Genomic DNA, 14,992 nt, shown 5'->3' with positions numbered 1-14,992 from the left:
GCTGGATTCCATTGGAGGAATAAAAAATATGTCAGCAAAGATTAAAGTTGGTGTCTTGGGTGCGACAGGAATGGTCGGCCAGCGTTATATAAAGCTTTTGGAAAATCATCCGTGGTTTGAGGTGACTTACGTTGCGGCAAGTCCGCGTTCCGCGGGAAAAGCGTACAAGGATGCGGTGAAGAACCGTTGGCTCATCGGCGAGAATATTCCTGCCGGTGTCGCGGATTTGACTGTAGAAGATGCAAACGACGAGAAAAAAGCTCTTGGAAAGTGTCAGTTTGTTTTTTCCGCCCTTGAAATGGGAAAGGAAGAAATAAAGGCGCTTGAAGCCGCTTACGCTGCGGAAGGAATTCCGGTTGTTTCAAACGCTTCGGCAAACCGCTGGACGGAAGATGTTCCGATGCTTGTGCCGGAAATCAACTACTCTCACCTTGATGTGATTGCGGAGCAGAAAAAGCACCACGGCTGGGACAAGGGATTTATCGCAGTAAAGCCGAACTGCTCGCTCCAGACTTACATGATGCCGATTCACGCGTTGATTCAGGCCGGCTACCCGGTAAAAAGAATGGTTGTAACAACTTTGCAGGCAACTAGCGGAGCCGGTTATCCGGGAGTTCCTTCTTTTGACATGATTGACAACATCGTTCCGTTCATCGGCGGCGAGGAAGAAAAGACTGAAAAAGAATGTCTTAAGATTCTTGGAAAAGTCCAGGACGGAAAAATCGTAAACGCTGAATATCCGGTTGTTTCTTCTACTTGCACGCGCGTTCCTGTAATCGACGGACACACAGCCTGCGTTTCGCTTGAATTTGCGGACAAAAAGCCAAGCCTTGAAGAAATTGAAAAAATCTGGACTTCGTACAAGTCTGTTCCTCAGGAGCTGAATCTTCCAAGCGCGCCGGAACATCCGATTGTTGTGCGCCACGAGGAAAACCGTCCGCAGCCGCGCCGCGACCGCGAGACAGAAAAAGGAATGGCCTGCGTAATCGGACGGCTTCGCCCATGCAATGTGTTCGACATCAAGTTTGTTTCGCTCAGCCACAACACAAAGCGCGGAGCGGCACTTGGCGGAATACTGAATGCGGAGCTGCTCAAGGCAAAGGGATTTTTTGACAATCTGTAGAAAAAACTTTCAATAAAAACATGGAGCTGTCTGAACACAGGCGGCTCTTTTTTTTCAGGCTGAAATATTTTTATGGAAAAATTCAATGGATAAACAAGAACTTCATAATTCAATTTGCAACAACGCAGTTTTTTCATTTGCACGCTCCGGCGGAAAAGGAGGACAGAATGTAAACAAAGTAAATACAAAAGTCCACATTTCAATTCCGCTTGCAAAACTTTCAGGACTTTCAGAAAAAGAACTGGAGCTTTTAACAAACAAACTGAAATCTTCAATCAACAAGGACTTTGAAATTTTCATTGACTGTGAAGCCTCAAGATTTCAAGAGCAAAACAGAAAAATTGCATTGGAACGCATCGAATCTAAAATCATTTCAGCTGTAAAAATCAACAAAAAGCGAATAAAAACAAAGCCAACCATAGCTTCAAAAGAAAACCGCCTTAAAACAAAAAAACTCAAGTCGCTTTTAAAACAGCAGCGCGCATTTAAATTCTAATCAATCCGAATATTAAGTTTTAGTCTAATATGGGAAAACAACGCAAGCTAAAACCCAATCAGCTTTGTTGAGACGCTCAAAGTACTTTCGTCAACGGTTACAAGGCGGAACGCTTCGTTCTTGAAAAGCGCGGAAGTGTTTATCTGCGAGAAGCTTCCGAATCCGTGTTCAAAAACCGTATGGACGTGGCCTCCGAAAAGAGCTTTCACATTATTTTTTGCAAAAAGCGAAAGAAGATAGTTGCGCTCGGTTGTGTCTTCAAGAGCCATAAAAGGAACATTGTCGCTGTAAAAAGGATAATGCGAGAAAATCATTTTCGGATTCGGGTCAGATTTCAGAAGTTTTTCAAAGGCGTCAAGCTGGTCAGTTCCGAACGCACCGTTTCCTGTGTCCACAAAATAAAAGCTGAACGGCAATGAATCATAATCGGCTGCACCGGAAGAAAGCGAAAAATAATACGTTGACTTATACGGATAAACCGTTTTTTTCCAGTCTGTCCAGCCATTGTTGTAAAGGTCGTGATTTCCAAGAATCGTGTAAATTTTAAAAGCTTCCGTAGAACTTACAACATTTTTTTCAACCGCAAGCTTTCTGATTTTTTCAAGATAGGAATTGTAGTCGTTGTATTCAGACAAATGTCCACCGTCGGCAGTGTCGCCAAGGTTTACTATGAACCGCGGGATTTTAGTCTTGTCAATGCTTTCAAAAAGCGAGGAAATCTCGTCCAGAAAATCATTCATTTTTGATGAACGAACGTCGCTTGCGCCAATGTGAACGTCGGTAACAACGATAAAGCTGTATTTTCCGTTCAAGCCTAAACTTGAAGAAAGAACAGTTTCACCGCTCAAGTCTGAAAATCCGCTGAAACGATCATCAACGTCTTCCTCGCCGAACAAAAGCTGGTAAAATCCGTAGTTCGCGCATGAAGAAAAAGCAAACAAAAACAAAATTGAAATCAAAGTTAAAAGTCTTCTAAATCTTCTCAAAATGAAAACCTCGCTTTTAAATTCCATTCGTAGCGGTCGATGTAAGGAGCCACAACAAACTGGTCGCGCAGACGCAAGCCAAAACCAGAAGAGACTCTAAGTCCGTTTCTAAAATTCCAGGCGAATCCAAGAGAATAAAGCGGTGTGAACGCAAGCGGATAGCGGTAAACCCCATGCGAAACAATCGAGCCAAAAATTTCCGCGCCACAGTCAAAATAGTAATTCAAAGCGACAGAGCCGCTCAAAGAAAAATCCCAAAGAAAATCGCGGTCAACAGCGTCAATTCTCGCAAACTTCAAGCCAGAGCCTAAATTCGCAAGAAAAAGAAGCCGATTCTTCAACGCAAGGCGGAAAACGCCCTCAAGATAAATGTCGTGCTCAGAATACAAATCGTAGTAACGCTGAAAATGATAGACAAGCTCCGCACCGAAGCCGATTTTTTGGGAATCAGTCTCTTGCCCTAACCGCGGAATAAAATAGTTGCCGAGCGTTGTAAAGTCAAAAATCTTGTCGGAAAACTGAACGGAAGCAAACACCTTGAAATTCGGCGAGAAATTCACGCAACTTTCGTTTTTTTCCGCAATTCCGTAAGTAAAGTTAAAAGGATTGAATTCACGCTCCACATTTTTTGCCGCAATGTAACCTGTACCGGCCTCGACAAACTGCGTTACACATGGAAAAGCGAAGCAAAATCCGCAGGAGAAAATCAAACCGAAAAGCAAAAAAATTCTCTTCATTACAATTCTAATTATAAAATTTTGACTGAATTTATCAAGAGAAAAACAAAGCAAAGCGCAGCACTAAAAAAATGTCTTAAAACTAAAAATTCAAACAACAAAACTAAGATGCAAGAGTCAAATCATTACGATTTTTACTAAAAACATTTATTATCTACTAAAATCATTGTGATTTTCACTAAAAATATTTGTTCTTGTATAAAATCATTATGATTTTTATTGAAATTATTTATTTTCTATCAAAATTATTATGATTTTAATCAAAAATATTTGTTTAAAAAGAAAATCACAGCGATTTTTACTGAAAACTTTTATTTTCTAATAAAATCACTGTGATTTTTGAAAAAAAAACTAATAGACTAGCAAATCTTCATAAACTTTGAAGTTCCGCTTATAGAAATTGTTTCGTCAGGGAAAACTACAACAATATCTTCTTGCGACATCTGAATTTTTGTTCCATTAGAACTGCAAAACTCAATATTCTGCCCATCAAGCAAATAAAGCAAAGTCAGTTTCTTAGAAACAAAACTTTTTTCCTCAAACAATTCAAGTGAAAAATATTCGCACTCAAACTTTCCTGGAAAAGGTCCTGCCTTCAGCAACTTATTGTTCTAAAACAATATATCTTAAATGGGCTTAGGCCAACAACAAAGATATATGGCATTTTATGTAAACTCAACTAATGTAATTTATACTTTTTGAACAATCTTTCCCAACAAAAATTGCCCTCAATTGAATTTTCATTCTATTAATGGTAGTATAACGAAATATTTTTTTTAGCAGAGGATTTTTATGCTTACATTAAAGTTTGGCGGAACAAGCATGGGTTCCGCCCGCCGTATTCTTGACAGCGTGGAAATTATGATCGGACGTGCAAAGTCTGACAGAATCAGTGTTGTTGTAAGTGCCGTTGCAGGAATTTCTAACAAGCTTCAAACTGCAATTGACGGCTGCGCTTCCGGCGGAACAGCTGAATCTTTTGTAAGCGAGCTTCGTAGAATTCACGCGGATATTTGCGCGGAAATAAAATCAGCATTGCCAGAATTCAGCACAGAATCTGTAAATGCAAAAATCGAGCCTCTATTTTCTGAGCTTGAAAAACTTCTTGCAGGTCTTACAGTTTTTGGAGAATGCCCGGACACCGTTCACTGCCGCATCATGGGCATGGGAGAATTAATCTGTGCTCCGATTGTCGAAGCAGTCCTTCTTGCAAAAAAACAGAGCGTTTTGCTTTTGGATTCACGCAAGTTCATTTATACAACCGGCGACCAAAAAGAAGGCGAGCCAGACTATGCTCACTGCGCTGACGCTTTTGCAGACTACAGAGACGGCTCAGCACCTTTGGCGCAAATTCTTTTGTTTCCTGGATTTATCTGTTCATGGATTTCTGGAACAGGCGCAAAACCTGTTATGGGACTTTTAGGACGCAACGGCTCTGACTTTAGCGCGGCGATTGTTGGTTCTTGCCTTGGTTCTTCTAAAGTTGAATTCTGGACTGACGTTGACGGAATCTACACAGCAGACCCAAGAGTTGTAAAAGATGCTGTTCTTGTAGACGACATGACTTATGAAGAAGCAATGGAGCTTTCATTCTTCGGAAGCAAAGTTCTTCATCCAAAGACATTGGCTCCTCTTGCGGCAAAAGGAATTGAAGCCTGGAGTTTGAACTCTCACAATCCTTCTGCGCGCGGAACTAGAATCGGAAAAGGCCCGTTTGAAAACTCTGCAAAAAAAGGTCCGGTCTGCGGAATCTCTTGCCTTAAAGACTGCGCAATGATTTCTGTAAGCGGCTCCGGAATGAAAGGACGCAAGGGAATGGCGGCGCGGATTTTCTCTGCGGTAAGCAATGCCGGAATTTCAATTCTTTTGATTACCCAGTCATCTTCTGAATATACAATTTCATTCTGCGTGCGCAAAGCTTTTGCAAATGAAGTTCAGGATGTTCTTAAATCAGAATTTTCACTTGAGATTTCAACAAAGCTTATAAATCCTATAAAAGTCCAAGCTGACTGCGCCATCGTTTCAATAATCGGCGACGGCATGAAAGAAAAAAGAGGCGTTGCAGGAACTTTCTTTGATTCACTTGCAAGCCGCGATGTAAACATTCTTGCAATTGCGCAAGGTTCAAGCGAACGTTCAATTTCAGCTGTAATAAAGGCGGAAGACGGAGACATGGCAGTGCGCGTTGTCCATCAGTTCTTCTTCAACACAGTCCAGTCAATTCAGGTTTTTGCATTCGGCGCTGGAACAATCGGCGGAACTATGCTTGACCAGATTGGCGAGCAGCAGAAAATGCTTTTGGAGCAGGGAATAGACATCCGCGTTATGGCAATTGCAAATATCGACGGAATGATTTTCAATGCGGAAGGAATTTCTCTTGGCGACTGGAGAGATCAAGTTAAGAAAAACGGAACAAAGACAAACCTTGATGAGATAATCAACTTTGTAAAAGAGACAAAGCCTATCAATCCGATTTTTGTTGACTGCACTGCAAGCTACGATTTACCGGAACGCTATCTTGATATCTTCAAGGCCGGAATGAGCATTGCAACTCCAAACAAGAGAGCAAATTCAATGAGCATGGATTTCTACAAAAAGCTCCGCGACACTGCAAACGAAATGCACGTAAGATTCCTATATGAAACAAACGTCGGCGCAGGTCTTCCAATCATTGACACTTTGCAGAATCTGTTCAAGTCGGGCGACAAGCTCACAGGCTTCAACGGAATCATGTCCGGCAGTTTGAGCTATATTTTTGGAAAACTTGATGAAGGCAAAAAATTCAGCGAGGCAGTTCTTGAAGCAAAGCAGCTGCGCTACACAGAGCCGGATCCGCGCGACGACTTAAAGGGAACTGACGTTGCAAGAAAAGCTTTAATCATTGCCCGTGAAAGCGGAATGAATATTGAGCTTGAAGACATTGAAATGCGTTCAATTTTCCCACAAGGATTTTCTCTCGAAGGTTCTGTGGAAGAATTCCTTGCAAAGCTTCCTGAACTGGATTCTTATTTTGAAGAAAAAATGGCTTCGCTTAGAAAAGACAAAAAAGTTCTTAGAATGGGAGCAAGCATAAAAGACGGAAAAGTTTCTGTTGGAATGCTTGAAGTCGGGCCGGAAGATCCTCTTTTTGGAGTACGCGGCGGAGAAAACGCATTTGTATTCCACACAGCGCGTTACACGCCAATTCCGCTTACAGTCCGTGGCTATGGCGCAGGTGCAGGAGTTACAGCGGCAGGTGTCTTTGGGGACATTCTTAGAACCGTAAGCTGGAACAGCCACAGCTAATTTTTTCAACTAAAACAAACCACGCCATTGCTGGAACAAAACCGGCAGTGGCTTTTTTTTGCATAAAAGCAGGAATTGAAAAATTCAACTGTTTGTGCTAGATTTTCTTTAAATGGTTATTGTATTAAAGAAAAATTCAACTGAAGAACAGAAAAAATATATCTGCCAGTTTTTAAAAGAAAAAAATTTCAAGCTTAATGAAATCGTCGGAGAAGAAGACACCGTTATTGCCGCCGTAGGAAAAGTTTCTATGGACATAAGGGAAGTTGAGCTTCTGCCGGGCGTAAACAATGTCATTCCAATCAGCAAGCCGTTCAAACTTGCAAGCCGGGAATTTAAAAAAGAAAACACAATAATTGAAGTTCCAAACAATCGCGGACAAATAATAAGAATAGGCGGACAGCACGTTGTTTCCATTGCGGGACCTTGCGCCGTTGAAAGCCGCGAGCAGATGATGGAAATTGCAGCCGCTGTAGCTTCCAGTGGAGCAGTCATGCTTAGAGGCGGAGCATACAAGCCGCGTTCATCTCCATACAGTTTTCAGGGCTTAGGCGAAGAAGGATTAAAATACTTAAAGGAAGCCGGAGAAAAATACGGACTTCCAATTGTTACAGAAATAGTTTCAGAATCTCTTATTCCGCTTATGAGAGACTACGTTGATGTATATCAGATTGGCGCAAGGAATATGCAGAACTTTGATCTTCTAAAAAAAGTCGGAGCAATAGGCAAGCCTGTAATTTTAAAGCGAAGCTACACCGCAACTTTGGAAGAGCTTTTGATGTCTGCGGAATATTTGCTTTCAAGCGGAACAGACAGCGTAATTTTGTGCGAGCGCGGAATAAGAACATTTGAGCACGCAACACGCAACACGCTGGACATTTCCGCAGTTCCGGTTTTGCGTTCTCTCACTCACCTTCCGATTATTGTAGACCCAAGCCATGCCGTTGGAATCCGCGACAAAGTTCCATCCATGGGACTTGCCTCCATTGCAGCCGGAGCAGACGGAATAATTGTAGAAGTTCACAATCATCCTGAAAAAGCGATGAGCGACGGAGCGCAGTCCATGCTTCCTTCCCAGTTCGACAAGATGATGCACGACATTGAAGCTCTTGCGCCTGTAATCGGAAAATCAGTTGCCCATATCCGTGAAGAAAATTCTTCTGTTGTGCATTCAGGACAAAAAAATTCAAGCGGAAAGATTGTCTGCGTTTACAGCGGAAAAAGAGGCGCGTATGCGGAACAGGCAATTTCACGCTACTTTGACTCTCATGATGTTGAAGCCGTTGCAGTCGATTCATTTGAAGAAATTTTCCAAAGCGTTGTAGACGGAAAAGCAGACTACGGAATGGTTCCAATCGAAAACAGCCTTGCAGGAAGTGTATTCCAAAACTACGACAACTTCAGCAGGTTTGAAGACGTAAGCATTGCAGGAGCTATAACTTTAAATATCCGGCACGCCTTGCTTGGAATAAAAGGCGCAACGATTTCTAATATTAAAAATGTCTATTCGCATCCGCAGGCATTGAGCCAGTGCAAGAAATTTTTAGACAACCACAAAGACTGGAATTTTATAGACGCAGTTTCCACAGCAACCGCAGCCCAGTTTGTGGCAGAAAAAAAGTCAAAGGAAAACGCCGCAATCGCAAGTTCAGTCAACGCAGCTCTTTACAAGCTCGAAATTCTTGCGGAGGACATTGAAAATGATCCTGGAAACTTCACGCGTTTTGTTGTAATTCAGGCGAACCACACTACAAAGCCAAAAGGCGCAAAAGAAGCAAATGTTCCTGCAAACATGGCAAGTTTTATCTTTAAGACAAAAAATGAGCCGGGAGCATTGTACAATGTGCTTGGAGTTTTCAACGACTGCGGACTGAACATGACACGCCTTGAATCCCGCCCGATTGCAGGACAGCCTTGGAGATACTGGTTCTATGCGGACGCTGAAATTAAAAATCAAAATGCAGCGGAATATGTAAAATCGTTAATGGAAAAACTTTCGGATAAAGTTGAAGAAATTCGGCTTCTTGGAATTTATTCTGAATTAGGAAAATAGCATTTCCTCATTGATTTTTTATAGGAGTTTGAAATGAAAAAATATGTGCTTTCTGTTCTTGTTGAAAACCATGCAGGTGTATTGAGCCGTGTGTCCGGCCTTTTTAGCCGTCGTGGATATAACATCGATTCACTCACAGTCTGCGAAACTGCAGATCCTGAAAAATCCCGCATGACAATTGTTGTTCGCGGAGATGAATATATTCTTGAGCAGATTGAAAAACAGCTTTCAAAACTTGTTGAAGTTATTTCTATTGAACACTGCGATTCTTCTTCAACTTGCCAACGTGAAACAGCCCTTATAAAAGTAAAGGCCGCCGGAGAAAATAGAGGCGTAATCATTGAAACTTGCAGTATTTACCGCGCCCACATCGTTGATGTTTCAGAAAACACTTTGATTGTAGAAGCAACCGGAAGCGAAGAAAAAATCAGCTCATTAAAGCGGCTTCTTGAGCCTTACGGAATTCTTGAATTCTTAAAGTCCGGCCTGATTGCAATGGACCGTGGCGAAAAAGTAATGCGCTAATTTCTAAGAAAGCGGCTGGCATTTGCACCATTTTTCATCGAACAGCTGCCAGTTGTTGTCTTGAACTAGAACATTTCCAATTTTAAAAACTCTGATTTTATATGGAAAGCAGTTTTTTATTTCGTCTGAATCAAGATGAAATTCAAGGCTGCTTTTTATTTCCCCAAGAATTTTTCCAAATACAATTTCAAGGTTTATTAACTTCTCTTTTTCATCTTTTAAGGAAATTATTTTTACTGGAAAAATAAATTTTTCATCTTTAAAAACTGGCTCAAGAAATTCGCAGGAAATTATTTTTTCAGGAAAAGCAAAGTCAAAGAATGCCCAAAGAGGAAAAACAGGAGCCGCAAAAAATTTCGCAGGGCGGTTTGAATTAAACACAGAAATTATTTTTTTTTGAATTTTTGCAAGAAACAAAAGCACATCTTTTCCAGGAACAAAAGCAAACATTTTATCAGTGTAGCGTAAACTAAAAAAAAAGTTTAGTATGTTCCCATGCATAAATTCTTTTTTAAATCCTTAATATTGTTTTTGGTTATTGCATTTTCCTCTTGCGCATTCAAAGCTAAAAATTCTTCAATCGGAATGAGCGGAGAAAATTTAATTGCATTGAACAAAGCTGCGGCGGAAGCAAAAATTTCTAATCCGCAGAAAAAACAATATATGTTTTTTAAATTCACAGAAAATCAAAAGGCGCATTTTAGCAACGTCCGCTACAAAAAATCAGGCGCAGGACTTTCTGTAAGAATTTCATTTGCAAAAAATTCAATTCCAAAATCAGGAGAAAGCGTTTTTACTTTGGGCTTTTTATTTGACGATGATTTTTCAAACGGAACTTTAAAGACATCAATATATTCAAGAAAACTTGTAACCGGAAATTTTTCAGAGTTTGAATCCGAAGATTTTAGAGTTGTATTTTCAATTGCGCAAAACGACATTGTGCCAGCCGGATTTTTTGTATACGGAAATGCAAAATTCAAAGTAACCGAAGCGCAGATAACAGAAGCGGCGCTTGGCTGGAAAAATGAAAACATTCCGCTTTTTGCATTCGGACCTAGCGGAGGAAAAATAAAATGGGATTTTAATTCTGCGGATTTCAGCGATGCGAAAAATCTTTTTCCAGATCAAAATATTCCAACACGCATAATGCCAAAAATTGAAATCGGAATTACAGATTCGGACTACATCGGCACTTTTAAAAATCAAAAAAGAATAACTTTTTCCGCCGGAAGTGAAAAACTTTCAATCCGCCTTTCAAAAAACGCAAACTCAAAAACATTGCAAACTTCAGCGTTAAAAAATCCTTTTGAAAAATTTGAGCTGCAAGAAAACAAAGAGCTTGTAAAAAAACTCATAATGAAACCTTCAAATCCGATTCTTGCGCAGGATACAGAAGGAAAAGTTTTGTACCCGTTAAAAACTGACTTGGGACTTATAAACAACTGGCCACAAAAAAACTGGAGACGAAGTGACTACGAAATTTTTGAATGGGAACTTTTCCCCGGAGTTTTGGTTTTTGATTTTGCAAATTACAAAATTCAAAATCAGTTTTTCACAAGAATCGCATATTTTGTTGAAAAAGCCGGATACAAAGGAACTTTGGTTTCTGACGATTTTGTAGAAAACAAGCACGGCTACAATGCGCACGACTACAAAGCCAATGACTTGGCGAATTTCTTTTCTTTAGTTGAACAGGAAAATTTTCAGATAAACAGCTATGAAGAAATCCTAAAAGAAATTCTGATTGCAAATAAAATCATACAAAAAGACAAAGACGGATTTAAAGCCAGAAAAGGCGCGGTCGTTTCGTTCACCAGGGAATCACCGGAATATCTTAGGCATACTTTTATGGCGCACGAAAGCTGGCACGGAATTTATTTTACTGATGAGGATTTTAGAAATATCGTTGCAACTTGCTATAATATGTTTGACGAAGACTCTTTGAATTTTCTAAAGAAATTTTGGGAAACACAGCCAGGACTTGGATACGATACAAACGATGAATATTTAATGCAAAATGAATTCATGGCTTACATAATGCAGCAGTCTTTTTCAAATGTAAGAAATTATTTTATTCAAGTTGCAGGACGAGGTTCAGTCAACAGGATTCAGCCGGAAAGCGCGGAATATATCAGAAGCACAAATGCACAGGCTTTTGTTGATGCGGCAGAAATTCTAAACAGCTACGCTTTTGACAACTGGGGGCTTGCCTGCGGAAGAGTTGCGCTTATTCAAAGGATGGAATAGCTTTTAAATTAAATCAATGTTAAATTGCTTTTCACTTTCGATAGTGCTTGGAGAACCGTGTCCAGGGAAAATAACAGTCCTATTAGGAAGTGAAAAAATTTTATCCTTGATTTTTTTGCAAAGCAATTTATGGGAATACTGGCTCAAAGTGCTTCCCGTCACACCAGAAATCAAAGTATCACCTGTAAAAACTACATCTTCAATTTTATAAACCATGCTGTCTGGAGAATGTCCCGGAACAGAAAAAAATTCAACATTGAAACCTGCAATCTTTACAATTCCATCGCCATTTAAAATCGAGCAGTCCATTCCGTAAATTCCAGCATCAGCCGCATACACTACAGGAGTGTAGATTTTCTTAAGTGTCCTAAGACCTTGTATGTGATGAGTATGCTTGTGCGTAATCAAAACCGCAGACAATTTATAGTCACCTTCTTCAATTAAATTTATTGTTTCCATGTCAATTTTTCCAGGGTCAACAATAATCGCTTCTTTTACATCTGGCCTGTCATTTAAAATAGTGTAGCTGTTTGTAAATCCGTCTACGCACAAATGGAAATAAAGTTTCATAGCTCGTCTTCTCCTTCCGATTCCGAAAAGTCTTCAATCAAGCCGCTTTTGTTTCTGTCAATTAAAGCTTCCCGCGTATTTGAAAGTTTAAATGAAACGTGCTCTCTTGCAGAATTGTAAAATATCGCTTTTTTAAGATTGCAGTTTTTCATTGACGTGTTCATAAGAATTGCACGGATAAAACGGCTGTTATAAAAATCCGAATCATCAAAGCTGCACTGGTAAGCAGTTATTCCGTTGTAATTGTTATGCACCAAATCGCTTCCTGTAAAAACCACGTGAATAAATTTCGAGCCGGAAAAAGAGGAAAACTGAATGTCGCTGTTCAGCATATCGCAATCTGAAAATGTTGAAAAATCAAGCGTGCATATTTTAAATTTCAAGCCTATTGAATGTATATTTGAAAAAGTTGAGTGCTGAAAATTGCAGCCGTAAAATTTTTTACCTGAAAGGTCAACGCCGTTCACGGATATTCCGTAAGCGCAAAGCCCGATAATTTTTTCATGTGAATTTATATAGTTCAAAAGCGATGTAAGATGACCAATTTTATCTTCCGTATGCTCAAAGCAAAAGCCCGGTTCATGCGGAATAATTTCATTGTCGCGGATTACTGAAAGCGCAGGATTCTGACATTCCTTGCACTGGCACTTGTTAGTCACAAACATACTTAACTTTACGTTATTGAAAACATTTAGTCAAATAGGCATTTTCAAAGCACAAGAAATGCAGATAAAAATTTAATGCAAATCTTTCAAAGAAACAATTTCATATCCGTTTTCTAAAATTGAAGAAATCAGTAAATCCAGTTTTTCATAAAGATAATCACGACGAGTTCCATCCATAGTTCCAATTGAAACTGGAATCACAATTCCGTCATAAAGATTTTCAGCAAATGAATCAACAAGAGAGCTTGCATTTAAATATTCCTTGCCGCTTTCCTTGCTTTCTTCAAATGTAATTCTGTCATTGAATTTGTTAAAAACTTCAACGTAATTATAACCTGCTTCCGTGCCAGCAGTTTTCATAAGCTGATTTGAATGATAAAACGGAGCGTGCCAATAAAGTGAAAGTTCTTTTCCTGTCGCAGTAAAAAATTCATCTTCATTCCTTGCAAGACCACGCTGAATAAAATCTTTATCAACTATAAAATTATTTTCAACCAAATCGGCGCAACTAAAAAACATTGAAGCGCATTCGTTTCCAGAAAATGCAATTTGCTTTGCCTTGTGCGGATAACGCCGGATAAATTCTCCGTTCAAAAAGAAAGTTCCCCTTACTCTAAAATCATCAAGTGTATAAAGAACTTCTGCAAGTCCTTCTGAATTTTTCAATGCATCAAAAACAAGAGAAACCTTTTTTAGAGGCTCTGAATATTTTTCAGTTTCCTTATAAACAGAATATGTTTTTGTTTTTCCAGAAAGAGATCTTACATAAATTGAATTTGAAAACTTTGAATTCACAGAAGAACCAAGGAAAACTCTGTACCTTCCGTTTTTTTCTAGCCGTGAAAAATTTTCTGTGGAAGACGACAAGGTTGCTCTCCAAGTATTTTTGTCCGCCTCATAAACAAATGTATCTTTTGAAATTTCAGACTTGCACAAAATTTTTTCATTGCTCCAGTATGGTTGGCAAGCGGAAGACAAGAAAAGAAGTTTTTCATCTCCGCGGAAATTTACAAGTTTTACAGTTTCTTCTCCGCCAATGTAAATTGAAAAATTTCCGTTCCATGCAGCTGAAACAATTTTTTCTTCTGGCTTTGACAAAACAACTTTCTGCGCAGAAATATCATACACAAAAAATTTTCCGGCATCTGTATAAGCGATTTTTTTTCTATCTGGCGAAACAACTGGAGAAATGGAATTTTCAGTTTTAAACAAAAGCTCCATTTTTTCTTTTATAGAATAAGCATAGCTGACTCTCTTTGGATTTTCAAAAGAAAAAGAATCGCACCATAAAACTGGTGAAGAAGCTCCGCTCCAGAAAATTTTAAAATCACAGCAGATTCCGTCTATTTCTGAAAAAGGAAAAACGCCTTCCGGCTTTAAATAGCTGAGCTCTGGATTTTCCATGGCGGAATAAATGTAAAGAGTATTTTTGCTTGAAACTACCGCAAACTTTGTTCCGTCTTCATTTGTCCAGAATTTATCTTTCAGCGGATCAAACGCATTTGGAATTCGTCCAATAATTTTTCCGCTTCCAATAAGAGCTGCGTAAAGACCTCTTGTGTAAAGCTCATTTTCTTCAATTAAAAAAACAAGGCCATTTGAAACGTAAATTATATTTCCACTTTGAGTCCACTGAACATTATCGATTGTGCCATCTCCAATTTTTCTATAGCTTTCAGGCAAATTTATTTTTTTGAAAAGTTCACTTGGAGTTATAAAATATACACAGCCGTCTTTTTCATAAAGAAGAAACTTGCTGTCTGGCGACCATTTTGCATTTATGGACTTGTAGCTAAACGAAGTTTTTTCAAGGAGAACTTTTTCTTCCTGTGTTTTACAGTCAACAACAAAAAGCTTTCCTGTTGTGTTTTTTGTTTTCTTTACATAGCAAAAATAATTTCCGTCTGGACTTGCAGAAATTAAATTCGCCCGGCTGTAATTTTCTGGAATTCCAAAAGCAAGAGAAGTCCATTTTAAATTTTTATCTTCAACAGAATATTTTGCAGTTCCGTATCTGTTTCTAATCTGAAGAATTTTATTTTCGTTGAGCAGCTCCATTTTTTCCGGGAAGCAAGTCAAAATCACGGGTTCTTTTTTTATTTTTTGTTCATCAAGCTGAGTAAAAAAAAGCGACTTGTAAGAAACTGTCCCCGGAATATTTTGTTCAGCGGAAAATATAAGAAAATCGTCTTTGTTTAAATCCAAACTGCCAAATTCAATTTGAGAAAAAGCCGGGAAAATGAATGCAAAGAAAACTATAAAAGCAAAACTGCACAACTTGAAATTTTTGTTCATATAAATTTCC

Annotated in this window: 13 protein-coding genes; 6 read left to right on the top strand and 7 right to left on the bottom strand. The window is 39.2% G+C overall.

Annotated elements, in window-relative coordinates; all coding sequences use genetic code 11:
• Nucleotides 1–28 precede the first annotated feature (28 nt).
• Both asd and arfB read left to right on the top strand, forming a co-directional pair.
• On the top strand, nt 29–1,123 hold the full coding sequence (gene asd, locus TRESU_RS01980) for an aspartate-semialdehyde dehydrogenase (protein ID WP_013700647.1): 1,095 nt from the start codon (nt 29–31) through the stop codon (nt 1,121–1,123).
• An 85-nt stretch (nt 1,124–1,208) separates the two neighbouring features.
• The gene (arfB, locus tag TRESU_RS01975) at nt 1,209–1,619 is read left to right on the top strand and encodes an alternative ribosome rescue aminoacyl-tRNA hydrolase ArfB (RefSeq protein ID WP_013700646.1); all 411 of its coding nucleotides are present in this window, start codon (nt 1,209–1,211) and stop codon (nt 1,617–1,619) included.
• Between the two features lie 47 nt (nt 1,620–1,666).
• Here the strand turns inward: arfB and TRESU_RS01970 are convergent, their stop codons facing one another.
• The 3 genes from TRESU_RS01970 to TRESU_RS01960 all read right to left on the bottom strand — a co-directional run bounded on the left by TRESU_RS01970 (nt 1,667) and on the right by TRESU_RS01960 (nt 3,944).
• Nucleotides 1,667–2,605, bottom strand: coding sequence for a metallophosphoesterase family protein (locus TRESU_RS01970; RefSeq protein WP_013700645.1), 939 nt, complete (start codon nt 2,603–2,605; stop codon nt 1,667–1,669).
• Entirely contained in the window at nt 2,602–3,342 is a 741-nt protein-coding gene (locus tag TRESU_RS14815) for a hypothetical protein (protein WP_013700644.1), read from the bottom strand. Before TRESU_RS14815 ends, TRESU_RS01970 begins: the two co-directional genes overlap by 4 nt.
• A gap of 359 nt (nt 3,343–3,701) precedes the next feature.
• The gene (locus TRESU_RS01960) at nt 3,702–3,944 is read right to left on the bottom strand and encodes a hypothetical protein (protein ID WP_041611893.1); all 243 of its coding nucleotides are present in this window, start codon (nt 3,942–3,944) and stop codon (nt 3,702–3,704) included.
• A 190-nt stretch (nt 3,945–4,134) separates the two neighbouring features.
• Between TRESU_RS01960 and thrA the strand changes: the two genes are divergently transcribed.
• From thrA to ilvN, 3 genes are all read left to right on the top strand, one after another.
• Nucleotides 4,135–6,627, top strand: coding sequence for a bifunctional aspartate kinase/homoserine dehydrogenase I (gene thrA / locus TRESU_RS01955; RefSeq protein ID WP_013700643.1), 2,493 nt, complete (start codon nt 4,135–4,137; stop codon nt 6,625–6,627).
• A 112-nt stretch (nt 6,628–6,739) separates the two neighbouring features.
• Nucleotides 6,740–8,680 (top strand): 3-deoxy-7-phosphoheptulonate synthase, encoded by a 1,941-nt coding sequence (gene aroF / locus TRESU_RS01950; protein ID WP_013700642.1) that lies wholly within the window; start codon nt 6,740–6,742, stop codon nt 8,678–8,680.
• Between the two features lie 33 nt (nt 8,681–8,713).
• A complete protein-coding gene (ilvN, locus tag TRESU_RS01945; protein ID WP_013700641.1) occupies nt 8,714–9,205 on the top strand; it encodes an acetolactate synthase small subunit in 492 nt (163 codons plus the stop codon).
• Between the two features lie 3 nt (nt 9,206–9,208).
• Here ilvN and TRESU_RS01940 read toward each other — a convergent pair whose 3' ends face one another.
• Nucleotides 9,209–9,655 carry a hypothetical protein gene (locus tag TRESU_RS01940; protein WP_013700640.1) on the bottom strand — a complete coding sequence of 149 codons (447 nt, stop codon included), beginning with the start codon at nt 9,653–9,655 and terminating at the stop codon, nt 9,209–9,211.
• A gap of 135 nt (nt 9,656–9,790) precedes the next feature.
• Here TRESU_RS01940 and TRESU_RS14010 point away from each other — a divergent pair, with 135 nt between their 5' ends.
• Nucleotides 9,791–11,452 carry a hypothetical protein gene (locus TRESU_RS14010; RefSeq protein WP_148228236.1) on the top strand — a complete coding sequence of 554 codons (1,662 nt, stop codon included), beginning with the start codon at nt 9,791–9,793 and terminating at the stop codon, nt 11,450–11,452.
• Nucleotides 11,453–11,455: 3 nt separating this feature from the next.
• On the opposite strand, the gene TRESU_RS01930 is transcribed toward TRESU_RS14010, so the two are convergent.
• From TRESU_RS01930 to TRESU_RS01920, 3 genes are all read right to left on the bottom strand, one after another.
• The gene (locus tag TRESU_RS01930) at nt 11,456–12,022 is read right to left on the bottom strand and encodes an MBL fold metallo-hydrolase (RefSeq protein WP_013700638.1); all 567 of its coding nucleotides are present in this window, start codon (nt 12,020–12,022) and stop codon (nt 11,456–11,458) included.
• Nucleotides 12,019–12,687: a pentapeptide repeat-containing protein gene (locus tag TRESU_RS01925; RefSeq protein WP_013700637.1), complete on the bottom strand. Its 669-nt coding sequence runs from the start codon at nt 12,685–12,687 to the stop codon at nt 12,019–12,021. The genes TRESU_RS01930 and TRESU_RS01925 overlap by 4 nt, the downstream gene beginning before the upstream one ends.
• 72 nt (nt 12,688–12,759) lie before the next feature.
• Nucleotides 12,760–14,982, bottom strand: a complete 2,223-nt coding sequence (locus TRESU_RS01920) for a polysaccharide deacetylase family protein (RefSeq protein ID WP_013700636.1) — start codon at nt 14,980–14,982, stop codon at nt 12,760–12,762.
• Nucleotides 14,983–14,992: the final 10 nt, after the last annotated feature.

Source organism: Treponema succinifaciens DSM 2489, assembly GCF_000195275.1.
GTDB lineage: Bacteria > Spirochaetota > Spirochaetia > Treponematales > Treponemataceae > Treponema_D > Treponema_D succinifaciens.
This window is presented reverse-complemented; position numbering and strand designations above follow the sequence as displayed.